The sequence below is a fragment of the Phycisphaeraceae bacterium genome (assembly GCA_019454185.1).
Lineage (GTDB): Bacteria > Planctomycetota > Phycisphaerae > Phycisphaerales > UBA1924 > JAHBWV01.
The window spans coordinates 1,160,770-1,181,322 of the sequence record CP075368.1; the positions used below are offsets into that span (position 1 = coordinate 1,160,770).

24 protein-coding genes are annotated in these 20,553 nt (G+C 64.9%); 12 read left to right on the forward strand and 12 right to left on the reverse strand.

Features of this window, described 5'->3' with window-relative positions:
* Positions 1-141: 141 nt before the first annotated feature.
* Positions 142-1,455 (forward strand): hypothetical protein, encoded by a 1,314-nt coding sequence (locus tag KF838_04805; GenBank protein ID QYK49173.1) that lies wholly within the window; start codon positions 142-144, stop codon positions 1,453-1,455.
* Here KF838_04805 and KF838_04810 read toward each other — a convergent pair.
* The gene (locus KF838_04810; GenBank protein QYK49174.1) at positions 1,436-2,104 is read right to left on the reverse strand and encodes a tyrosine-type recombinase/integrase; all 669 of its coding nucleotides are present in this window, start codon (positions 2,102-2,104) and stop codon (positions 1,436-1,438) included. The genes KF838_04805 and KF838_04810 overlap by 20 nt on opposite strands.
* 370 nt (positions 2,105-2,474) lie before the next feature.
* Here KF838_04810 and KF838_04815 point away from each other — a divergent pair, with 370 nt between their 5' ends.
* From KF838_04815 to KF838_04825, 3 genes are all read left to right on the forward strand, one after another.
* Complete coding sequence (locus KF838_04815; protein QYK49175.1) at positions 2,475-3,101, forward strand: carbon storage regulator; 627 nt, start codon at positions 2,475-2,477, stop codon at positions 3,099-3,101.
* Positions 3,098-3,697, forward strand: a complete 600-nt coding sequence (locus KF838_04820; GenBank protein ID QYK49176.1) for a hypothetical protein — start codon at positions 3,098-3,100, stop codon at positions 3,695-3,697. Before KF838_04815 ends, KF838_04820 begins: the two co-directional genes overlap by 4 nt.
* Before the next feature lie 690 nt (positions 3,698-4,387).
* Entirely contained in the window at positions 4,388-5,044 is a 657-nt protein-coding gene (locus KF838_04825; protein QYK49177.1) for a hypothetical protein, read from the forward strand.
* A 376-nt stretch (positions 5,045-5,420) separates the two neighbouring features.
* On the opposite strand, the gene KF838_04830 is transcribed toward KF838_04825, so the two are convergent.
* Genes KF838_04830 through KF838_04840 form a run of 3 tightly spaced genes read right to left on the reverse strand, consistent with a single transcriptional unit; the run spans position 5,421 to position 6,545 of the window.
* Entirely contained in the window at positions 5,421-5,825 is a 405-nt protein-coding gene (locus tag KF838_04830; GenBank protein QYK49178.1) for a hypothetical protein, read from the reverse strand.
* A 16-nt stretch (positions 5,826-5,841) separates the two neighbouring features.
* Positions 5,842-6,102, reverse strand: coding sequence for a hypothetical protein (locus KF838_04835; protein ID QYK49179.1), 261 nt, complete (start codon positions 6,100-6,102; stop codon positions 5,842-5,844).
* Positions 6,093-6,545 carry a hypothetical protein gene (locus KF838_04840; protein ID QYK49180.1) on the reverse strand — a complete coding sequence of 151 codons (453 nt, stop codon included), beginning with the start codon at positions 6,543-6,545 and terminating at the stop codon, positions 6,093-6,095. Before KF838_04840 ends, KF838_04835 begins: the two co-directional genes overlap by 10 nt.
* 268 nt (positions 6,546-6,813) lie before the next feature.
* Between KF838_04840 and KF838_04845 the strand changes: the two genes are divergently transcribed.
* The 5 genes from KF838_04845 (at position 6,814) to KF838_04865 (ending at position 9,771) form a co-directional block, all read left to right on the forward strand.
* On the forward strand, positions 6,814-7,065 hold the full coding sequence (locus KF838_04845) for a hypothetical protein (protein ID QYK49181.1): 252 nt from the start codon (positions 6,814-6,816) through the stop codon (positions 7,063-7,065).
* 39 nt (positions 7,066-7,104) lie between these two features.
* Positions 7,105-7,455, forward strand: coding sequence for a hypothetical protein (locus KF838_04850; protein ID QYK49182.1), 351 nt, complete (start codon positions 7,105-7,107; stop codon positions 7,453-7,455).
* A gap of 87 nt (positions 7,456-7,542) precedes the next feature.
* Entirely contained in the window at positions 7,543-7,794 is a 252-nt protein-coding gene (locus KF838_04855; GenBank protein QYK49183.1) for a hypothetical protein, read from the forward strand.
* A gap of 102 nt (positions 7,795-7,896) precedes the next feature.
* The gene (locus KF838_04860) at positions 7,897-8,460 is read left to right on the forward strand and encodes a winged helix-turn-helix domain-containing protein (GenBank protein ID QYK49184.1); all 564 of its coding nucleotides are present in this window, start codon (positions 7,897-7,899) and stop codon (positions 8,458-8,460) included.
* A gap of 162 nt (positions 8,461-8,622) precedes the next feature.
* On the forward strand, positions 8,623-9,771 hold the full coding sequence (locus KF838_04865; GenBank protein ID QYK49185.1) for a Fic family protein: 1,149 nt from the start codon (positions 8,623-8,625) through the stop codon (positions 9,769-9,771).
* 8 nt (positions 9,772-9,779) lie between these two features.
* Here the strand turns inward: KF838_04865 and KF838_04870 are convergent, their stop codons facing one another.
* The 5 genes from KF838_04870 to KF838_04890 all read right to left on the reverse strand — a co-directional run bounded on the left by KF838_04870 (position 9,780) and on the right by KF838_04890 (position 16,216).
* Positions 9,780-11,117 carry a ParB N-terminal domain-containing protein gene (locus tag KF838_04870; protein QYK49186.1) on the reverse strand — a complete coding sequence of 446 codons (1,338 nt, stop codon included), beginning with the start codon at positions 11,115-11,117 and terminating at the stop codon, positions 9,780-9,782.
* A gap of 169 nt (positions 11,118-11,286) precedes the next feature.
* Positions 11,287-13,536, reverse strand: coding sequence for a DUF3987 domain-containing protein (locus KF838_04875; GenBank protein ID QYK49187.1), 2,250 nt, complete (start codon positions 13,534-13,536; stop codon positions 11,287-11,289).
* A gap of 39 nt (positions 13,537-13,575) precedes the next feature.
* A complete protein-coding gene (locus KF838_04880) occupies positions 13,576-13,899 on the reverse strand; it encodes a hypothetical protein (GenBank protein ID QYK49188.1) in 324 nt (107 codons plus the stop codon).
* 53 nt (positions 13,900-13,952) lie between these two features.
* Positions 13,953-14,474, reverse strand: a complete 522-nt coding sequence (locus tag KF838_04885) for a sigma-70 family RNA polymerase sigma factor (protein ID QYK49189.1) — start codon at positions 14,472-14,474, stop codon at positions 13,953-13,955.
* A 311-nt stretch (positions 14,475-14,785) separates the two neighbouring features.
* Positions 14,786-16,216: a hypothetical protein gene (locus KF838_04890; protein QYK49190.1), complete on the reverse strand. Its 1,431-nt coding sequence runs from the start codon at positions 16,214-16,216 to the stop codon at positions 14,786-14,788.
* Positions 16,217-16,774: 558 nt separating this feature from the next.
* Between KF838_04890 and KF838_04895 the strand changes: the two genes are divergently transcribed.
* Positions 16,775-17,314: a DUF4065 domain-containing protein gene (locus tag KF838_04895; GenBank protein ID QYK49191.1), complete on the forward strand. Its 540-nt coding sequence runs from the start codon at positions 16,775-16,777 to the stop codon at positions 17,312-17,314.
* A gap of 60 nt (positions 17,315-17,374) precedes the next feature.
* Complete coding sequence (locus KF838_04900; GenBank protein QYK49192.1) at positions 17,375-17,686, forward strand: hypothetical protein; 312 nt, start codon at positions 17,375-17,377, stop codon at positions 17,684-17,686.
* A 36-nt stretch (positions 17,687-17,722) separates the two neighbouring features.
* Here KF838_04900 and KF838_04905 read toward each other — a convergent pair whose 3' ends face one another.
* From KF838_04905 to KF838_04915, 3 genes are read right to left on the reverse strand one after another with little or no spacing between them, the layout of a single operon-like run.
* Positions 17,723-18,142, reverse strand: a complete 420-nt coding sequence (locus tag KF838_04905; GenBank protein ID QYK49193.1) for a hypothetical protein — start codon at positions 18,140-18,142, stop codon at positions 17,723-17,725.
* Complete coding sequence (locus KF838_04910; protein ID QYK49194.1) at positions 18,139-19,704, reverse strand: recombinase family protein; 1,566 nt, start codon at positions 19,702-19,704, stop codon at positions 18,139-18,141. Before KF838_04910 ends, KF838_04905 begins: the two co-directional genes overlap by 4 nt.
* Entirely contained in the window at positions 19,701-20,219 is a 519-nt protein-coding gene (locus KF838_04915) for a DUF2924 domain-containing protein (protein ID QYK49195.1), read from the reverse strand. Before KF838_04915 ends, KF838_04910 begins: the two co-directional genes overlap by 4 nt.
* Here KF838_04915 and KF838_04920 point away from each other — a divergent pair.
* On the forward strand, positions 20,193-20,504 hold the full coding sequence (locus KF838_04920) for a hypothetical protein (GenBank protein ID QYK49196.1): 312 nt from the start codon (positions 20,193-20,195) through the stop codon (positions 20,502-20,504). The two genes, KF838_04915 and KF838_04920, sit on opposite strands and share 27 nt — an antisense overlap.
* Positions 20,505-20,553: the final 49 nt, after the last annotated feature.

Consider the following 20,553-nt stretch of genomic DNA (forward strand, 5'->3'; position numbering starts at 1 on the left):
GGGAACGGAGCCGAGCGATGACGTTCAACGAACGTGACTATTTCACCCGGTTCTGCGAACCCACTTCGGCTGGGTTTGACATCCGTGACTTGTCAGGTCATGCTGGTTCGAGCGGAGTGCTGCCGCATGAGGAGGTGGTTGATGTCCACGGCCGAGTGTCCGTCGCCGGAGGCGAACGTTGTCAAAGAGTCTGTGTCAGAGCCGGATCACAAATCGGTAGCCGGAGCGAGCAACCTGCCCGCGTGGCTGGCCACAGGCGCAGCCGTGCTGTCTGCACTGCTCGCACTGGTGGCGGCCTTCTTCTCTTCACGCACGAGCGAGCGAGTCGCCGCATTGAGCGCTCAGAACGAGCAGCGAATCGCGGAGCAGGCACGACGCGTTGAGAAAGCTGCACTGTACGCGTCAATTGTTGGCCACCTCAGCGATCCGGAGACCTCCGGGTTCGCGGTGCTAGCGATGTGGCAGGCCAGCGAGAACGACCAGGAGCGACGACTCGTGCTCGCGACCGCCCTGATGGGCAGCGAGAGCAGCCGCCGGGCTGTCGACGCACTGATGGCCGCCAGCCCCGAAGAGTTCGGAAGGGAACTCAGATCTATTTACACTGCTGCCCTCAACCGACGCGACCTCCAGCTTGCCGACAAGGTCAACAGTGCCCTCTTCGGCTCCGTGCAGACGGATGTTGCCTTGCCGGTGCTGCTCAAGGCTGTGGACCTCGACGCCACACAAGGCCGCGCATCGGTCTGCGGCCCAAACGTAGACCAGATCATCTCGCTGGCTCGCGCTGACGCATCGCTCGTCGTGATCATCGAGGAAGCCAGCGCGGAGTCTCCTGCGGGTAGCGCGATATTCGACTACCTGCTCTATGTCCTAGGGAAGCCTGATCGGTTTCGCAAGCGAATGGAGGCGCCGGCGGTTGAAAGAACGACAGTTGAAACTCTCTTCTGTGCGGCACTTGCAGACGAAGACTGGCCTCGCGCCTTTGAGGCGTGCCTCAGATTCCTTTCGGCCGAAACCGATGGGTTCCGACGCTCGAGCGCGTTCCAGGCGTTCGATGCGATCCACGCAAAGGCTGCGTTGCCCGACGCGATTCGTCGGCGGGTGCTCATCGCGTGCAGGGATGAGCTGCTTAGGCCAGACGCCTATGAGTACGCCCGCCTTTATTCGATGCTGGCCCTCTGCACACTCTCGGAAGACGCTGCCGTGGCGGTGATCAGCGACCTTCTCGCGAGCGGTTCTCTCGACGCGCCCATGCTTGCGCATGTCGAGTCGGTTGTCGATCGCGCGTACACGGGACGTGGAGACCTTCGAAGCAAGCGAGCCAGCCTCAGCATGCCCGAGGTGAGGGCAGGTCCGGAGCGCTGGCGTGACTGGCGTGCGGCCCAGACGAACTATCTTGAGCAGGTTGCGGCCAATCACTTTGGTCTCGCCGGTTCACCTACGGGACGCATCCCATAGTCCACACCCTCCCCCTCATCGCATCAACGACCGCCGTCGGCTGGACGTGGTCGAGGTAGCGAATCGTGGTCAGCAGCGATCGGTGCCCGAGTTGGCGGGAGATGATCCCGACATCGACACCTTCGGACCGGAGTTGTGCCGCGTGGGTGTGACGCAGGCCGTGGGCGTGGACCCGCTTGGCGATCCCGGCTTGTCGGCCCAGCCGCTTCATCAGCCGCCGCACGTACCCGGTCGTCAGGGGCGTGCCGTACGCGGTGCAGAGCAGCGGCGCGGCCGCGAGAGGGCCGCCCGCCCCGTGCCCCCGTGCCGCGACCCTTTGGCCCCTGCCGCGTTCGGCGAGCCAGGCCGCCACGACGGCCGCCGCGCCAGGGTCGAGGCCCACGGCCCGATACCGATCGCCCTTGCCATGAAGCACCCGCACGATGCCGTTCTCGAGGTCCACGTCCTTGGGCTGGAGGGTCAGCGCCTCGGAGACGCGGAGCCCGGCCCGGTACATGAGCGTGATCAGGGCGCGGTTGCGGAGCGCGACGGGTGTGTACCTGCCGCAGGCGTCGAGCAGGGCCCGGACCTCTTCGTCGGTCAGCACCTCGGGCGGCAGGCGGCGCTTGGGCTTGGGGCGCGGCCCGCGACCGGCACCCGCTGCGGCCAAGGTTTCCCCCGGTCGCGCAGGTCGTCCCGTTGCGACGCGTGCGACTGGTGCGACTGGTCTCGCCCGTACTCGTTCCACGTGCCCTCCCGTCAGCTGATCCCTCCGACGCGCCGTGGCGTCCCGTGTCTGGCGTCCTCGCATGCCCTTGCTCCCGATGGGGTTACCGCTGGGGAGGCCGTTCGCGGGAGCATCCCGCGGCTACGCTCCGGCGACCAAAGCGGCACCGGGTGATGGAGGCGCGAGCAGGGGGAGAGTTCAAATTCTGGTACCCCGAACTTGATAGCTTGATAAGTTCAGGATTGTCGTGAGCGGGCGCCAACATGCGACATCGATTGTGGTGTGTCGCGCAAACGTCAACTAGAATCCGAGCATGCTTGTCATCACCCGCCGCGAGGGCGAAGAGGTCGTTATTGGCGACCCAAACAACCCGGTCGGAATCGTTCGGGTAGCCTCAATTCATGCTGATCGCGTCCGCCTCGCCTTTGAGTTCGCTCGAGATTGCGCCGTCACTGCTAGCGGAGTGGCGGAACGACAGCGGGACAAAGGAGCGCCGCCCTCTCCCTCGAAGGGGTCTCAGACGACACTAGTAATGCCCCGCCGCGTGGGCGAAGAGGTCGTGGTTGGCGACCCGCGTAAGCCGCTCGGAATCGTGCGGGTCGAGTCCATCAAAGTCGATCGGGTTCGCATCGCCTTTGACTTTCCGCGCCAGGTCGGGATCCATCGTAGAGAAATTGCCGATCAGCTCGTCGCGCCGGGCGACGCAAGCATACCAGTTGGTCGAGTTCGTCCCTCCGATGACGAGTTCGGTGAGTTAGTCGAGCCGGAGATCATGCAACGGGCGCTTCACATTCACATCGAGCCCGGAGATGCGGATGAGAAACTCGTCGCTGAACTCTTGATCGCCCTAAGCGATATGCACCGGGCAATGGGTGGTCTCGGCTTGGAGTTCCGTCGCCAGCCCGCCGTCGCTCTCGTCGCGTCGGAGATGCCGGTGTGATAACACGAATCCTCCACACGATCATCGCCTGGGCGATTCGAAATCCCTCCGCCAATCCATCCTACGGAGAGATCGCCACGGGACACGTCGCCGCGAAAATCGCGAGAGGTCTGTCCACCGAAGCGGCAGAGGATTTCGCCAAGGTTCGCAAAGCATCCGTCTCCAAGCATTCCGCCGATCACGCTCGCAACGAGGCGATTGTCTGCAGCGCGCAGACCAAAGCGGAGCTTGACAACATGAAGAAACGAGCCGCAGCGCTGAAGGAAAGCGACGCCCTCGCCAAACGCTTCGAGGCAGCCACAGACGACGATGAACGCGCCGTCCTGACGGCAGAGTTGACCGCCGCTCGTATGGCTCGATTTGAAGCCGCATACGAAAGACTGTGCGAGACCAGAACCAGAATTCGCATGAAGAATGGCGACGTCCTGTTTGACATCAGCAACCTTCAAGATCTCGTTCGAATTGGCACACTCATGGAGAAGGGTCTGCAGCATGAGACCCCTCCGGTACAGTTCCCGCGGTCACCAGACAACCAGACCACGGCCGGTGAATCGGGGGCCCCTGCCCATGAGGAGCCTGATCGGCCGACTTCCTAGAGACGCTGGTATGGTGAACTGATCAGTTGGCTGGGAAAGGTCGGCAAGTGTCGCGTTCCATGAGGAAACGCATATGAGAAGTGCCCATGAAAGACAAACCCTCGCCGATAGACGCGAGGGCTTGGTTGCCCGAAGGGCGCTGGTGTTGGCTAGCCACGACGCGCCGAATCCCATGATCGCACTGAGTCATCGACTCCTGTGACCGCAGCGTCTACCCGCTGGTTTCCCCGGTAGGTGGCGGACTCCGTTAGCAGGAGTACTTCCGGGCCGGATTCAGAATCTTCGTCAGAAGTCACCTCCGGTTCTGGGGCTCATATCCCCGATGCCCAACACGCGTCGTCGCGACCTCGGCTCCGCACCCACGCGCTCCGTTCCCTCCCAAGTAACGATCCACGGCGATGTTGGGGGTTCCCCATGCGAGAGGGTGGCCGATCAGCAGATCATGGGGTATATTGGTCGTAGATCCTCCCAGGACGCTGTTGCCGCCTGTGGAAATCAGCAGCCCCCGGCGGCGGCCCTTGCGGGCCAAGCGTCCTCAGCAGCCAGCCTCTTCCTTTGCGGGAAGGGGCTGGTTTCGTTCGGGGACAGCCATCCCCCGGATCGCGCGTCGGAGCTAACTCGCCAAGCCACGATCAGACCTCATAAGATGCCCGTCCTTGAGACCCAATGCTGCATGAGTGGAGGTGACCCGTGGAATACATGTTTGATGGAGGGCCGCTCGACGGCCAGAGCAAGCACTTGATGGGAATGCAGCCCGCGCCCCGAGTATTTGCATACCGCAGGGACGATGAGTCACCAGTCGGCCAGCCGCTCATGTTTTCTGTTCACGTAGCGTGGACAGGCGAGCGGCGGGAAACCGCGTTGGCCGTGTACCAGCGCGACGCAAGAGAGCGCCGGTACACGTACGTTCCGCGTCTAGAGCACGCATACGCAAAGTGGGCTCGGCAGGATATTGACGCCGTTGCTATGCCCTACCACAGGGTCCTGAAGCTGTACCCGGACGCAGAGTATCTGCCCGCGCACGCCCACCACACTACTCGAATAGGTGCATATCGGGACCTGAATCGACGCTGTGAAGGAATGAGAGTATCGGCATACCTGTTGGATGACAGAGTTGCGACGTTCGTGTTCGATGAGAACGAATGGTTAACTGTCGTGGCATTTCGCAATGAGCAGGGAAGATCGTCCTACTTCTTTCCAGCTGAGTGGCCCGAGCGGCCCAGCAATGAGAACCTTGGAGGGCTCTACGAGACGGATGCTGATCTGGAGATCATCGCTCATTGCTGGGATCAAATTGGGATCGGAGAGGCGGGGAAGTGGCACATAGGGCCAAAGCCTTGCACATGATGAGCCCGTTCACACTAAAGACGTGGCAGTGACTGCTGGGACTGGTCCAGTGAGCCATCCCTCGGTGTCGCCTTGAGTGGGCGAACGTAGCCCGCTCGTGTGTGGTTCAAGTGACAACTCCCGGCTGGTAGAGGCCGGGAGTTGCTTGCCCGTGTCGGGCTCGACTTGCCATGCCACGACGACGCCGATGCTTCCCTTGGCAGGCCGAGAGGTACCTCGCGCTGCCTCAGCGTCTACCCGCTGTTCCCCCGGAGGGCGGCGAACTCCCGTGACGGAAGTACTTCCGGGTTGCAGACAGAACCTTGGCGATTATCGCCATGTTCCACCTCGACTTTCTCGGGCGGCTATGCCCGATGCTCAACTCGCGACGCGAAGGTCACACATCCGCACCCGTCGCGGTCCTCGCCGCGCGCACGGCCGCGGCCACGCGCTTGGTCTGGTCGTGCGCTTCGTCGGCGGTCGCATCGAGCGCTTCCCGCGCCAGACGCATCTGCTCCTCCCACGGCGTCCCCGGTGGCGGCGGGACGTGCTTGTCCGGGTCGAGGTCACGCAGCCGCTCCGCCTCCCGGAAGTCCCCGCGAGCCCACGCCAGCGTCTCCTGGATGTGCCGGTACGTCTCGGGGTCGGTGTGCTCGGGCTTCACCAGCGCCATCCCCGGCTGGCCGTGCGCGAGCAGCGCGCAGATCTGCTGCATGAGCACCCGGTCCTGCGCGCGGCTCTCGGCGTCGTCGCGCTGCGACTGCCGCTCGATTCGGTTCAGACGCGACCGCAGCGATCGCATGGGCGGCTCCTCCTGGCTACGAGGTCACGAACGTCCCGCCCGCCGCGAGCCACTGCTCCAGCGGGTTGGGCGCGGCCTTGTCGAGGATCACCAGCCGAGGGTGCGACACGCGCCCGCAACGGTCGCACCCGATCCGGTCGCCGGGCCGGGTCGTCAGATCGCACTCGGGCGGCCCCTGCACGAAGTGCTGCGGCCAGCCGCGCCCGTTGCACCTCGGGCACGCCCCGACGATGCCGCGCCGCTCCTCCAGCCGCTTCAGCCGTCCGGTCAGGCGCATGCTCGATCCCCCCAACTGACTTGCTGTGGTGATGGCGGCGGCACGGGCGGCGTACTCGACGCCTCCTTCATCGACCGCTCCAGGTCGTCCACGCGGGTGGCGAGGTCATCCAGTTCGATCGACTCGCGGCTGAACTTCAGGAGCGCCGTCGCGGCCGAGACGCGGCTGCTCATCGGCGCGGACGTGTCGGCCATGATCTTCGCGAGCACCTGCACCGCCACCGGCGCGAACTTCTGACTGGCCGCCATCGCCTGCGAGAACGACTCCCTCCGCGCCTTGCGGAACGCCTTCGAGAAGTTCGGGTCGTCCATCCAGCGGTACATCGTGCGGCGACCAACGCCCGCGGCCTTGGCGGCGTGCGCAACCGTGGGTTCGTCGAGCAGCGCGAGGATCGCCTTCTCCTGCGCCGTCGTCAGACCCGAACTGGACCTTCGAGTTGCCAACGTGTGCCCCCATGCGCCGCGCTCACGCGGCCCCCGCGACCCCTGACCCCATCACATGCCTTCGCACCCACCCGCACCCCGTCGCACCTGCTTGTAGGCAACTGCCTACTTGCGCCCCCACATGTCCGCCCTGCTTGCCCACTTGCCCACAAACCCCTCGGATTCCGCTGGAATACAGCATATTCCGGCCGCTGACGCCTTGCATGTGTACGAGTGTCATGGCTTGATGTGTTCCACGTGGGCGAAGCCGCCCGCGAAGGAGAACGCCATGACGCACGCGAACCAGATCTCGCCGTTCCACCAACTCAAGGCCGCCGCGAGGGCGGCGCACGAGCGCCTCGGGCTTCGCCACCAACCGGTGGTAGTCCGCAGCGAGGAGAGCGCTTTCAGCATCGCCGACCACACCAGCGCGGGGACGGTGGTGCTGGGCGAGGGCGCGTACTGGGTGGTCTGCCTCGCCGACGCCGAGCGGCTGGTGAACGCCGGGTACGAGTACGCCCCGAGGCCGACGAGCCGCTGAACCAACGACCAACGCACTACACACCGAAGGAGACGATTCATGACGAACCCTCACGAGACCACACCCGATCCCACCAACCCCAAACCCTCGCTCGACGCGCTGGCCAAGCGTCACGACCTCGACGAGGAACTCGACTGGGCCACGGCGGAACTGCTGCTGGAGACCTTGGAGACTCGCGGCCGCGACGCGCTCGACTTCCACGAGATCCCCGTCAGCGCGATCCGCGACGTCGTGCGGCACGCCTTCGAGAGCGGGTACAGGTCCGGCTTGCACACCGGCTACCGCCAAGGCAGGTCGGATGCCTGCGACGAGGCACGCGGCAAGGAGGCCCGAACCCAGCCCCGCAACCCCGACCTCGTAGACCGATCCAGAACCGACCCGACGACCTGAAGCCCGCCCCAACGAGAGTTGACGGCGGGCTTCGCAGCTTTTGGACCCGACGCCGACACGCCACCCACCGCACACAGGAGCAACGCCATGCACGACACCGACCTTCAGGACATCCTGCTCAACTCCATCCAGAACATCCTCGACGCCAGAGACGAGGTCGAGGGCGAGGACGACGACATCGCCCTTGCGGAGATCGCCCGCGACATGGTCAGCGACCTCGACGACCTCGCGAGCGTCACCACCTTCGAGCGGGCCGGGCTGCTGACGACCAACGCCGGGATCGTCCTGCGCTTCGGCGACGGCTCGGTCTTCCAGATCAGCATCGTGCAGAGCAGGTGATCCCCACGCCTCGCTCATCCACGCGCCGCTCCGGGAGACCGGTGCGAGCGCGATTCCCGAGCGCGACGTGCGCCGGGTTCCACACCCACGACGGAGAACGCCATGACGAAGAAGACCAAGACCACCAAGCCCGCATCCACCAATGAGACCAGCGCCAACGACAAAGCCCGCGCCGACGCGCTGGCCAAGTTGAACGCCAAGGCACCGGCGACGGCCACGGACGCCCCCGCAACGCCCACGGCGGCCACCACGGTCGCCCACGACGCGAAGCCCGCCAAGGGTGGCGGCAAGAAGGCCACCGCCGCCAAGGGAACGCCCACGGGCGAACCTCGGGCGACGGGTGGCAAGACGGCCAAGGGTGCGAAGGACGCCAAGGCCCCCAAGGCCAAGCCCGCGAAGGCAGCCAAGCCCAAGCGCATCTCGGCGCTCGACGCGGCGGCCAAGGTTCTCGCCGAGTCCGACCGCCCGCTCCGCGCCATCGACATGATCGAGGTGATGCACGCACGCGGTCTGTGGACCAGCCCCGGCGGCAAGACGCCCGAGGCGACCCTCTACGCCGCGATCACGCGTGAGATCGCCGCCAAGGGGACCGACGCCCGGTTCAAGAAGGTCGATCGCGGCATGTTCACCAGCATCACGTCTCGGAATGCCGCGATGATCGCCTGACCTCCGGCCGCCACCACGCCAGATCCACCCCGGCAGCACGCTGGGGTGTTTCTTCGGCCCGGAGCGTCTCGCAGCGCAAAGAACGCGTCCTTTCTCGGTCGAATCGCCTAAGAACGTTGTCGTTCCTAGAGTATCTGGACTCGAACGCCGATGTTCATAGCCATGCCGCGCGCCACAGGCACATACCGACCGACCACCGCCGGGGGCCGCTCCGTTGACGCCTTCGTGCCCTTCCCGCTGCCGCCCAAGGACCCACCCCTGGACCTCTCCGGCCTTGCGCTCCATCTCCACGAGGCGCACGCCGCCGTCGATCGCCTCCGGCTTGCGGGCCGACTGGTGCCGAGCATCAACTGGTTCATCTACGGCTTCGTCCGCAAGGAGGCCTTGGTCTCGTCGCTGATCGAGGGGACGCAGGCGACGCTCGAGGACGTGCTCGAGTTCGAGGCGACGGAGCGCGCGGACAACCCCGATGATGTCGAGGAAGTCTGCAACTACGTTGCCGCTCTCACCCACGCGCGCCGGGAGATTGCGCGGCCCAAGGGCGTGCCGATCAGCACGCGCCTCCTGTGCGAGGCCCACAAGCGACTGATGAAGGGCGTGCGCGGCGCGAACAAGGACCCAGGCAACCTCCGCAAGGTCCAGAACTGGATCGGCGGCCGGGACACCATCCGATTCGTCCCCCCGCCCCCCGATGCCGTTCCCGACGCGATGGCCGCGCTCGACGCGTGGATCCACGGCAAGGATCCGACCGATCCGCTCGTCAAGGCGGGGCTGGCGCACGTGCAGTTCGAGACCATCCATCCGTTCCTCGACGGCAACGGTCGTATTGGGCGACTCCTGATCGCACTCCTTCTGGAGCACTGGAAGGTGCTGGACGATCCCATTCTCTACATCAGCGCCGCGATCCGTCGCGAGCAGGCCGAGTACTACACGCGCCTCGCGGCGGTCCGCACCGATGGCGACTGGGAGGGGTGGACCGAGTTCTTCCTGCGCTGCGTGCGCGTCGCGGCCGACGACGGCGTCGCGACGGCGACCAGTCTCTCGGCGCGGGTCAGTGAAGACCGACGCCGTCTCGTCAAACGCCGCAACGCCACGCTCGCCTCGGTCCAACTCCTGGACATGCTCCCTGAGCACCCCGTGGTGACGGGTCCGCTCGTCCAGCGGCTGCTGAAGACCACCGCCCCGACCGCGCGCCGCTCCATCGGAGCGCTTGAGGACGCGGGCATCCTCCGCGAAGTCAGCGGCAAGCAGCGCGACCGGGTCTTCGCGTACCACGCGTACCTGCGAACCCTGACGGGCGAGGATGGTTGAGGAGGCGTTCACGCCTTCGCTGCCCCCTGAATCCGCTCCGCCTTCTTCCCCGTGAAGTTCTCCCATCGCTGCACAATCACGTCGCAGTACGGCGCGTCGAGTTCCATCAAGAACGCCTTGCGGCCCGTCTGCTCGGCGGCGATCAGAGTGCTCCCCGATCCTCCGAACAAATCCAACACGTTCTCGCCCGGCTGCGAGGAGTACTCCATCGCGCGCTTGGCCAACTCGACGGGCTTCTCCGTCAAGTGCACCATGCTCTGCGGGTTCACCTTCTTCACCTGCCACACGTCGGGCACGTTGTTCGGCCCGAAGAAGCGGTGCGCTGCGCCCTCACGCCAGCCATAAAAACACCACTCGTGGTCACCCATGAAGTCCTTCCGCGTCAGCACCGGATGCATCTTGTGCCAGATGATGGCTTGCGAGAAGTACAGCCCGTGCCGCTTCAGCACCGGCGGGTAGTTCGCGCAGTTCGCATAGCCGCCCCAGATGTAGAACCCGCCGCCGGGCATCAGCACGCGCGCGATGTTGCCGAACCACGCATCCAGCAGACGATCGAACTCTTCGTCGCTGACAAAGTCGTTCGCCAGCGGTCGGTCCTTCGCGCGCATCTGCTTGCCCGTCCCCTTTCTGCTGGCGGGGTTGCGTGCGGCATCGAAGCGCTGGTGGTGGTTGCGCGGCTGCGTGTTCGTCGCGCTGAACGATGACAACCCAGCCGCGATCGCGTTGTTGCTCCGCGGCTCGACCTTCACGTTGTACGGCGGGTCCGTGTTACAGAGATGGATCACCGCGCCGTCGAGCAGGCGATCGAGATCCGCAACGCTCCCGCTGTCGCCGCACAGGAGACGGTGGTTGCCCAAGATCCACAGGTCGCCCGGCTGCGTGATCGGATCGTCCGGTGGCGCGGGGATGTCGTCCGGATCCGTCGCGCCGACCTCGAGGCCCGGTTCAAGCAACTTCGAGATCTCGACATCGGTGAAGCCCAACCCGCCGAGATCGATGTCGAGTGCCTTCAGCTCGCCGAGTTCGACCGCGAGGAGTTCGTCAGACCACTCGGCGATCAGTGCTGTTCTGTTGTCCGCGAGCCGGTACGCCTTGGCCTGCTCCGGCGTCAGGTCGGCGACGTGCACCGGCACCTTCTCGAGCCCGAGGTGCTTGGCCGCTTTCAGCCTCGTATGGCCGACGATCACGACCCCCTCACGGTCCACGACGATCGGCTGGCGGAATCCATACTCCTTGATCGACCGCGCCACCGCCTCGACCGCGCCGTCGTTCACGCGCGGGTTGTTCGGGTAGGGCTTGATCTCATCCACGCCACGCATCTCGATTGACATCCCTGTCGTCGTCATTGCTCGATCCCCTTGAGTCCACAGCGACCTACTGGCCTTCCGCGTCTTGTCCAATTGAGCGAGAGAGAAAGAAGGAGAGAGAGATACTTCAAACTTCAAGACCAGTTCTTCGCGCAATCTCTCCTCGCTCGTGACAAATGAACAGGACTTGAAGTTTGAACTTTCTCCTTTACGCCTTCAGTTCGTACACGGTCCTCGGCTTCGACTTGGTTGGTTCGGTTCTCACGCTCAGCCGCTCTGCTTCGACGAGATGATCCATCACGTCTCGTCGCTCGCGGACCGACATCCATTGCGTCTTGCGGGTGAGGTCGGACGCCGACATCGTTCCGCCAGCGTCGGTCAGGATCCGCACCACCCGCTTCACACGTGCGTCGAAGGCCCCCTCCGTCACCCAGCGACTGGCCAGATGCAGCATCCGGCGCGTCAGGTGCTCCGAGAGGTCGCACGCCCACTGAGCGGCCGCCGCATCGATCTGGGGCCGCTCCCGATTGGCCGAGCAGGCGTAGACGAGCGCCAGGCGGCACGCCTTCTCCTCCGTGCGGGCCCAGAGCGAACGGGCCACCTCGTTCCCCATGCGCATCTCGATGTCGATCCGTGCGGCGAAGGAGTCGAAGACGGCCTGGGCTTCGGGAGTGGCCTTGACCACGAGCGGCTGCGGCCGCGATCCCCCGGCGTGGTTGCCGGGCGTGAACGCGCCCCACCAGTCCGCCGCCTCGACGATGGGCTCCGGCACCTCCGCCACGCTGCCCCATGTCCGCTCGGGCATGTCGTCGGTCTCAAAGACCAACAGGCGGGCCATGAACCCGTCCGTGATGCTCTCGGCGGTCAGCGACTCGAAGAAGTTCTGCGGCACGGTGGTCCCGAGCAGCACCACGCAAGGCTGGTCGATCGTCTGGTTGCGGCGGTCGTCCGCGTACGCCTTGCTCTTGAAGACTACGTCGGCCGACGAGTAGAGCCGCATCAGGACTGTCACTACGTTGTGAAGGTGAGGGGACTTCCGGGCGTCGCCGGTGGTCCTGAGGAACCGGCCGAACTCGTCCAGTTGGAAGAGGATCGCGGGGCTCTGCACCGCCGCCGTGACGAGACCGGCGTCGGAGGCCAGATCCTCGTTCCCTTCAAGGTGCATGAGGTTCGCGGCCGCGAGGATCGACTTGTTGATCCGGCGGGCGTGGTCCTTGCCAGCGCCGGACGAGGCGACGCCCACGATATAGAGGTTGGTCCGGTTGCCGCGCTCGTCACGGACCTTGCGCCCGGCCAGGACTGACTGGAGTGCGATCGCGCCCGCCAGCGACAGGATGGGCTGGGCGCGGGTGGCGGTCGAAAGGTTGAACGCCATGACCTCGCCGATCAGACCGGGGACGTCCAGCAAGTGCTCCGGCATGGGACCCGGATCGGGATGGGGATCTGCAGGGGTCTCGGGCTCGCCGATGTCGATCTCCATCATGGCGTCCTCCGTCCCCGCAACCGCGACTTCGCCTCCCATGAGCCCCGACAGATCGATCTGGCCAGTCGCGTCCGGCCCCGCGTCACGCAGCCAGCCGAAGGGCATCCGGTGCGTCTTGCTCGCGGCGTCTTCCACCTTGTGCCGGAGTTCCCGCTCGGTCCACGGCGGCTCGCAGCGCGGGTTGTACCGCTCAAGCAAGATGGCCAGCGCGACGTCGGGGTCGAGCCCGAACCCATGCACCAGCGCCGTCGCGGCGGCATAGGTCTGGGCGTGCCCGCCGCATCCGGAGATCGCTCCCGGGACCATCTCGAGGTACGCGATCGCGCGGCGTTTGATCGTCTCGGCCGACTGCTCAACGGGCACGAGGGCGTGAGACGCGGGGGCCCGCTTGATCTTGTCGAAGTGGTCAGGATCATGCCCCCGGAGTTCGAGGACCTTCCGGACCAGCGCCCGGACGCCCGCTTCGAGCACCTCGCGCTCGACCGCCGTCGGCTCGCCGTCCAGCATGTCGTAGACATCGCCGTCGGGGTGGATGCTCGGGCCGACGACCGTCTGCACGCCGGTACCGCGCAGCTCGACCATCATCTTGCTCGTCTTCGGGTCGCGGAACTGCGTGGTGACGATGCCGGGGCACCGGTACCACCAGTGCGAGCCCGGCTTGGCCGCCCGGCCCGTGACGACGGCGGTTGGAGGGAGGTAGGCGGACGCCCATTCGATCGCCTCGGCACAATCCAAATCGACATCCACGAGGTGGCCGCTGGGCTCGCCGAGGATGAGGCCGATGTTCCCGTCGCCCCCAAAGTGCAGGGCGATGTTGTCGTGCGTAAAACGCCACTCCGGCCAGCCCTTCTCGACGGGTCCCTTCATGCGCGCCGGGATCGGCACCGGCATGAGGTTGCGCGCGAGATATGACCGTGCCGCGTCCACCACCGAGCGGTGCCCATCAACCCCGGTTGGCGCGTCCAACACCGTCATTCGCGCTCCTGCGTCCCAATTCCCTTGAGCCCCAAGGGCTCACGGCGAGCCCACGAGTTCCCGGGCGGCGGACGCCTCTCCGCGGGTCACGCGGAAGGCGTCGTCCCCGTACTCATGGGAGCACATCCCCACGAAGACTCTCGCGACCGCGACGCCCAGAGGCGCCTCGGCATCCAGCACAACCACACCCGCGTCGGCATCGATCGCGTAGCCCGTCTCCAACCGAACTGCCGCCTGCCCGTGCAGGCACCCGACCGACAGAATCGCCAGGAGCAGCGTGTCCTCGACGGACCCCATGTCCGTTCCGGGGTTGAACTCAAAGCGGTAGACAGATCGGCCGGTTCGCAGGTCGTGGGTCGTCATAGATTGGCTCCTCAGCACATCTACGCGAACCGGCGGCAAGGTGGCGGCGGCGTTCACAGATAGCCCTCCAGCCCGGCGTCCTTGAAGATGTCCCGCATCCGGCGGCAATGGCCGCGAAGGGTGCTCCGGGGCATGCCGAGCGCGTCGGCCACGGGCTTGACGGCGTCGCGCATCAGCCGGTTCACCAGACGCCGCTGCATGGGGCTCAGTCGTTCCATCACCACCTCAAGGTCCGCCTTGAGGTCCGAGAGCCGCTCGGCGGCCTCGCCATCGGTCTGATGGTCCGCGCACTCGCCGGGATCGACATCCGCCGCAGGCTGTGCGCTGCCTCGCTTCTTGGCCTTGCGCTTCCGGAGCAGGGACACCGAGCGGGTGGTGACGACCGTGTTGATGTACGCCTCGCGGGTGCCTCGGGTGTGGTCAAAGTCATCCCAGACGCTGAGCAGGTGCAGCATCAATTCGGCGGCGAAGTCCTCTACTTCGCCGTTGGGAAGGGAGCCGGAGGATCGCAGCGCCTGGATCCGGCGTGCGATGACCATGTTGGCGAACTGCAAGTCTTTGGGATCGATAAGCATCGGGTGCCTTTTTCGCGCAGCCACAGCGCCCGAGGCGGTTGGCCGCGTTCTACGAGGTCGTTGAGGGGTGGGGAACGAGGTGCCGAGGGCGTGGCCGCTGGAGCGCACCCGACTCGGATCGGAGGGGTGGAGCCGAGCGCGGCCCGGGCGGGCCGACTTCGGCAGTCCGGACTATTCAGGCGGGCGGATGGGTTGGGTCACCGGCTGTCTCCTTTGGCTTGCGACCGCGTCATTGCGATCAGGCCGAAGTTTCAGCGCGGTGGTGGTGTATGGTCGTGCATACGGAGGTGGTCAAAGGTGCACGCGAATCGCTACAGCCTAATCCGATAGCGCCCGTTGGTCTGGCCAGCCATCTGGATGACGGCGGCCCATTCCGGATGTAGTTCGCTCAGATCTTCCAGCATGCGGCGTGCGCTGCCTCGAACCGCTTCGATCGCGTCCTTCGTTAGGCCATCCTCGCCAGCCTTGATCAGCGCCTCGATAACGGCGTAACGACCATCTGTGAGGGGCGGCATCTCTTTGCCATCCACGAGGCATGGCTCGCCGCGATTCCCCAGCACCACGCGAGGGCCCTTCTGAACGGGCGGTGGAGGGCTGTTCCCGGCCGCGTCCGAGGACGAGTTCGAGGCCAAACCCTCATCGGAGCCGCGCTGCGCGGCATTCTGGGCACCGATAGCGTTGGCGTGTCGTTGAAGCTTCCGCCATTCAGCCTTCACGTTGGCGGTGTGTTCCGTAATCAAGGGCTCGACATGGGTGACGAAGAACGTCTCGGCCTGCGTCATCTTGCCATGCCAGATGCCGAGTGTCATGCCCATCCTCGCGATGAACAGTTCGACGCGCCGGATCGCGCCTTCGGCCCACTCTTCCATGATGAACAGATCGTCCTTCTCTCCCTCGGACAACGCCTTCAGCAGTGTGTCAGCCTCCTCCGATGCCGCAGTTGCATCAGGCTGGTCCTTGAGGAGGTCAAAGCACCCGGCGATGCGATCTCGCAAGTTCTCGATGACGCGAGTGAGGGGATGGGGCGTGAACCCGACATGGATCTCCATGTGCGTGTGAATGAGCCGCTTGGCGAGCCGCCAGTAGCGATCCAGGAGATAAGCCGCCCGAGCGGGATACTTGAATGCCGGATCGTGGGACCCGGTCGGACGGCGGCACATCAACATCATGAACTCGCCCAGTCGCTGTGCGAGCGCGAGAATCTCGGGATGCGCGGTACTCTGACACAGCAGCAATGCCCGCTTGATTGCCCCTTCGAGTTCCGCGTCATTGACCGGGCCGTCCGCGAACTGGGGGTGCCACGTCGCGGCCGCTGTGGCGAACATGCTCCATTTGGCCGGTTCCGGCACATCGTGGATCTCGAGTGCCGACACGGCGAGGACTTTGAGCCGGTTCATACCGGGGCGATCGAGGGCGCGTGCGAGCCGCTCTTGCACCTCCTTCATCAGCGAGAGGTGTTGAGGGGTTGATCCAGCTTCCGGATAGTCGAGTTGGACGGCGAGGGCGTCTCGAAGAATCATGGCCAGCATCGAGGCGTCTGCGATCGCTGACGCACTCGCTGGTGGTTCGTCCTCAGGTTGCTCTGCAGGGATCGCCTGCCTTTTGAACGCGTCTTCCCATTCTGCGGCCTGCCGCTTGAATGCCGCTCGTTGCATCAGGTCATGTGACGGCTCGGATTCGTATACACTGGAAAAAGGGTCCCAGTAGCAATCCAGGCGGTCCATGGCCTCATCGATCAGCACACGGTCAACGCTATCGAGGGAGGATGCGGGAACAATCGCGAACTCCCAGCCAGGCGCAGCGGGCTGGTCACGGGAGAATGCCCTGACGAGAGACTCGGCCACATCACGCGTTGACGCCTTGTAGAAGGCTGTTGACCGTCCGGGTTGTTCCTGCGGTCGCAGCGCGAAGAGGTACGCTGGACCTGAAGGCGCTGCCACAGCCTTCTCCGTCGATCTTGCACGCTCTGTATCTCGCTCGGCCAACGTTGCAGGAACCTCCAGCGAAGCCCCCATATAGGCAACTCGCCGCTATGGAGACCAATGTATGCGGATTGTGGACGAGTCCCAACTTGGGCCTGGCCGCCCTAACCAACACCGCCCGTCTCGGTCACCGATACACCTTCTCATCCGCACGTCTCAAAAGGTGTGCGGGAAATCGAACAGATCCGCCCGATGATCGGTAAATGAAATCGGTGGAAGTATGTTGATCTACAAACAAACGCCGTATACCATGACGGCGATCTGCACTGGCCACACGCTTGTGGATCCGCACGCGATTGGCGCGCGAGGGGTGGATCGATGACACGACCGAATAGCACATTCAATGACGCCAAGCGGTTAATCGCGGCGATCATCCAAACTGCGGGCGGCAGCTACAACGGACGTGTTCGTCTCTACAAGGTGTTCTACGACGCCCATCTGTTCTATTGGAAGCGCCATGGCCGGTATTTGACGTCGCACCCGATAGTTCGCATGCCGAATGGTCCTGGGATCGATCAAGGTGAACAGATCATTCGCTCAATGATCGCCGAGAATACGCTCAAGGCGAGCCAGCATCCAGTGGGTCCCTATACCGAAGATGTCTACGTGTATTGTGGAGATTCGATAGAGCTGGACCCCAACGAGGTAGAGGCGATCACCAGCGCATTGAACTGGGTGGGAGACAAGACTGGCGTCGCCATCAGCAAAGAGTCTCACGATCGCAGCAGGACATGGCGAGAAACGCCTGATGGCCGCGAGTTGCACATCTATCTGGATGTTGCCAGCGACGATGAGACTGAGTCCCTACGCTCGTCAGTTGAATCCGTGAGGCGTGACCTACGCGAGGTCTTCGGCTGAGGCAGCAGTTTGAAGCAACATCTCTCCCGTGCGATTCATGAAGCAGCGCGAGCGAGTGGCGTGTCGGGCAAGAAGCTCCACGACGCAGGGTTGAGCGATTTTTTCAACCATGACGTTAATGGAAACGTTCCCGATGGACACGCGCTGGCCCGTCTCGCGTTTTCAGAGCTGGCGGTCACGATTGACGGCAGATGGGAATCGATCGTTGTGACGATCCTCACCGGAGTCATGTCTTACATGCGAGATCGCGGTCATTTACCGCCGTCGAAGCAGAGTCTTTCTCAACTCAAGACCATGATCGATTCGGGAGAGCCCGCGCCCACACCCGATGTTGCGGGGCAATGGTTCGACGAGGCATACCCAGTCGAGTAGTCGGGGCCGGTCGGATCCCTTCTGATTCTCCGCAGCTCACGCCAACACCACGCTGTCAACGAGACCCAGCCACATCTCCCGCTGCCGCCCCCAGTCCGGTTCGGCCGCGATTGCCCGCACATCCCGCTCGGAGACCGTCTCCCGCTCCCCGGCCACCAGCGGCAGGAACAGGAGCGCCTCCTGAAGGGTCGGATCGAGGTTCAGCAGGTTCACGATCTGGCTCACCCGCGCCCGTGTGACCTGCCCCAGTTCCGCAATCTCGGCGAAGTCCGTCACCGCACCACGCCGGACCAGTTCGTCGAACCGGATGGCCAGCGCCATCAGCCGTGAGATACGGGGGACTCGCCCGCCCGCGACAGGGGCCGGTGGCGGCTTCGTCCCCTCGTGCATCAGCCGCTGCCCTGTCTGGCCGCGCGTGAAGTGGACCTTGAAGCTCATTGTGATGCCTTCGCTCATGCCGCGTTCTCCGGTGCCGCTCGCTGTCCAAGGGACCGCAGCCCGAGCGGATGGAAGGTGATCGAGACCGATCCCTTCGTCGCGTCATAGTCCACCCGCTGGATCAGCGTCCGCATGAGCCGCGCCTGTTCCTTGGGCGAGAGTCGGGTCCAGACTCCATCGAACTCCGCCAGCGCCGCGTCCACCTCCACCTTGCTCATCCGGCCCACGTCGGCTTCCGCAATCTCCGCCCGAAGCGTGGCCACTCGCTCGTCCGCTGCCTGGACCTTCAGGTGCAGGTCGGCCAGCCGGGCGACCGCGTGCCCGTTGGTCGCCGCGTCGCCCGCCGTGCGCCGGAGGTCAGCGTGGAGGCGGGTCAGTTCCCGCTCGACGTCGGCCATCTCGCTCTCCGCCGCTGCCCCCCGAGTTCCCAGTTCCTCGCGGCACCGGGCCAGCGTAAGCGACAGCAGGTCCGGGTCCTTCCCGATCCGCTTGATCTGCTCGATCACGAACCCCTCGATCTGCTCCGCTGGGAGCGAGCGGCACGGGCACGAGTCCCAGCCCTGCTTCTGCGCTCGATAGCAGGTGTAGTACCGATAAAGGCGGCTGCCGCCCTTGTTGGTGGTCGTGTGCCCCATCATGACGCCGCAGGGCCCGCAGTGGATCAGGCCCTTCAGCAGGGCCCCGTGCTTGTTGCGGACGAGCATGCCCCCCGAACGCCCGTTGGTCCTGAGCAACTCATGGACCTCGTTCCACAAGGCGTCGGTCACGATCGCGTCGTGCTCGCCCACGAACGTCTCTGTCTTGTACCGCACACGGCCCCGATAGAGCACGTTGGTGAAGATCTTGAGCACAGCCGCCTTGTCCCATTCACGGCCGCCGTAGGCGTACCCCTTCGGGGTCGTCACGGCCTTCGTGCGGATGCCACGCCCGTTCAACTCGCGGCAGACCTCCAGCAGCGACTTCTTGGCCACGTACATCCTGAAGATCTCTCGCACCAACTCTGCCTCGGCCTCGTTGACCACGAGCCGCTTGGACACCGGGTCCACGTCATACCCGAGGATGCGGCGGCCTCCCGACCACTTCCCCTTTCGGCGCGACGCCGCAATCTTGTCACGGGTCCGCTCTGAGATGATCTCCCGCTCGAACTGCGCAAACGAGAGCAGGATGTTCAGCGTGAGCCGCCCCATCGACTGCGTGGTGTTGAACTGCTGCGTGACCGAGACAAAGGAGATCTTCTTCCGGTCGAACAGTTCCATCAGCCGCGCGAAGTCGATCAGTGAGCGGCTGAGGCGGTCCACCTTGTAGACCACGACGCAGTCCACCTTGCCCGCCTCGATGTCGGCCATCAAGCGTCCAAGCGCCGGCCGGTCCATGTTCCCCCCGGTGAAGCCGCCGTCGTCGTACCGGTCCGCGAGGCAGGTCCATCCCTCGGCCTTCTGGCTGGCGATGTACGCCTCCGCGCTCTCCCGCTGGGCGTCCAGCGAGTTGAACTCCTGCTCGAGGCCGTCCTGTGAACTCTTGCGGGTGTAGATGGCGCACCGCACGCGAGTGGGGGGCTTTGGGTCCGGCCGTTTGCTCATACGTTGGCCTCCGATCCCTTCTTGGCGCGTGCGGACGGCAGCCCGAAGAAACTCACCCCGTTCCAGTGCGCCCCGGTCACCTTCTGGGCGATAGCGGTGAGCGAGCGATAGACCTCGCCCTCATATTCAAACCCGCGCGGCAGCACCCGCACCACGATCGCCTTCCCCTTGTACTCGCGGCGGATCACGCTGCCCGGCTTCGGGAACGTGGCCGGTCGTCCCGCGTCGAAAGCGGCGGTGATCACGGTGCCGGGTCCGGGCGCAGACGCTCTCGGGGCCGTGAGCCGGATCTCGGCGTCGTCGGCCAGTTCGATAGCGCGGCGGCGGGCCCGATCCGACAGCGCGCCTTCGCGGAGCGCCTGCATGCGCCAGACGATCCGCTTGATGAGGTACTGCTTGTGGCTCGTCCGCGTCGGCTCGCCGAAGACCTCGGCGTACCGCTGCTTCAGTTCAGGGACCGTCAGACGGCCAAGCGTCTGGACCGTCGCATGGATGTCATTGGTCTTGGTGGGCATCGAGACTCTCCGGTTCGCGAGGCGTCAACCACGGTGGGGGGTCGGACGATCAAGGCGAACCGGCTGCGATGGTTCAAGTCCATCGGCCTCTCTTTCTGGATGCGGCGCACCGTCGGCCATGCGGCGCGCGTCGGCGCGCTGGCGGCGGATACCTTCGGCCAGCAGTTCGGCGATGATGTGCAGTCGCTCGGTCGGCGCGAGGTCATCGCGCTCGACCTGCTCGTCGGGGTCGATCGTCATCGGTGTGTCCGTGCGCGAGCCCGTGGTCAGGCATGCGTGGGATGAGTTGCCGCCCGCCAGCGGGGCGTTAACCACCATCTACGCAATCAATGCG

What these genes read in the sequence shown, in the direction of transcription:
- KF838_04805 (QYK49173.1), top strand. Translation starts at nt 142, where the DNA reads ATGTCCACGGCCGAGTGTCCGTCGCCGGAGGCGAACGTTGTCAAAGAG.
- KF838_04815 (QYK49175.1), top strand. Translation starts at nt 2,475, where the DNA reads ATGCTTGTCATCACCCGCCGCGAGGGCGAAGAGGTCGTTATTGGCGAC.
- KF838_04830 (QYK49178.1), bottom strand. Translation starts at nt 5,825, where the DNA reads ATGCGATCGCTGCGGTCGCGTCTGAACCGAATCGAGCGGCAGTCGCAG.
- KF838_04835 (QYK49179.1), bottom strand. Translation starts at nt 6,102, where the DNA reads ATGCGCCTGACCGGACGGCTGAAGCGGCTGGAGGAGCGGCGCGGCATC.
- KF838_04845 (QYK49181.1), top strand. Translation starts at nt 6,814, where the DNA reads ATGACGCACGCGAACCAGATCTCGCCGTTCCACCAACTCAAGGCCGCC.
- KF838_04850 (QYK49182.1), top strand. Translation starts at nt 7,105, where the DNA reads ATGACGAACCCTCACGAGACCACACCCGATCCCACCAACCCCAAACCC.
- KF838_04855 (QYK49183.1), top strand. Translation starts at nt 7,543, where the DNA reads ATGCACGACACCGACCTTCAGGACATCCTGCTCAACTCCATCCAGAAC.
- KF838_04860 (QYK49184.1), top strand. Translation starts at nt 7,897, where the DNA reads ATGACGAAGAAGACCAAGACCACCAAGCCCGCATCCACCAATGAGACC.
- KF838_04865 (QYK49185.1), top strand. Translation starts at nt 8,623, where the DNA reads ATGCCGCGCGCCACAGGCACATACCGACCGACCACCGCCGGGGGCCGC.
- KF838_04870 (QYK49186.1), bottom strand. Translation starts at nt 11,117, where the DNA reads ATGACGACGACAGGGATGTCAATCGAGATGCGTGGCGTGGATGAGATC.
- KF838_04875 (QYK49187.1), bottom strand. Translation starts at nt 13,536, where the DNA reads ATGACGGTGTTGGACGCGCCAACCGGGGTTGATGGGCACCGCTCGGTG.
- KF838_04880 (QYK49188.1), bottom strand. Translation starts at nt 13,899, where the DNA reads ATGACGACCCACGACCTGCGAACCGGCCGATCTGTCTACCGCTTTGAG.
- KF838_04885 (QYK49189.1), bottom strand. Translation starts at nt 14,474, where the DNA reads ATGCTTATCGATCCCAAAGACTTGCAGTTCGCCAACATGGTCATCGCA.
- KF838_04895 (QYK49191.1), top strand. Translation starts at nt 16,775, where the DNA reads ATGACACGACCGAATAGCACATTCAATGACGCCAAGCGGTTAATCGCG.
- KF838_04905 (QYK49193.1), bottom strand. Translation starts at nt 18,142, where the DNA reads ATGAGCGAAGGCATCACAATGAGCTTCAAGGTCCACTTCACGCGCGGC.
- KF838_04910 (QYK49194.1), bottom strand. Translation starts at nt 19,704, where the DNA reads ATGAGCAAACGGCCGGACCCAAAGCCCCCCACTCGCGTGCGGTGCGCC.
- KF838_04920 (QYK49196.1), top strand. Translation starts at nt 20,193, where the DNA reads ATGGATGTCATTGGTCTTGGTGGGCATCGAGACTCTCCGGTTCGCGAG.
- KF838_04915 (QYK49195.1), bottom strand. Translation starts at nt 20,219, where the DNA reads ATGCCCACCAAGACCAATGACATCCATGCGACGGTCCAGACGCTTGGC.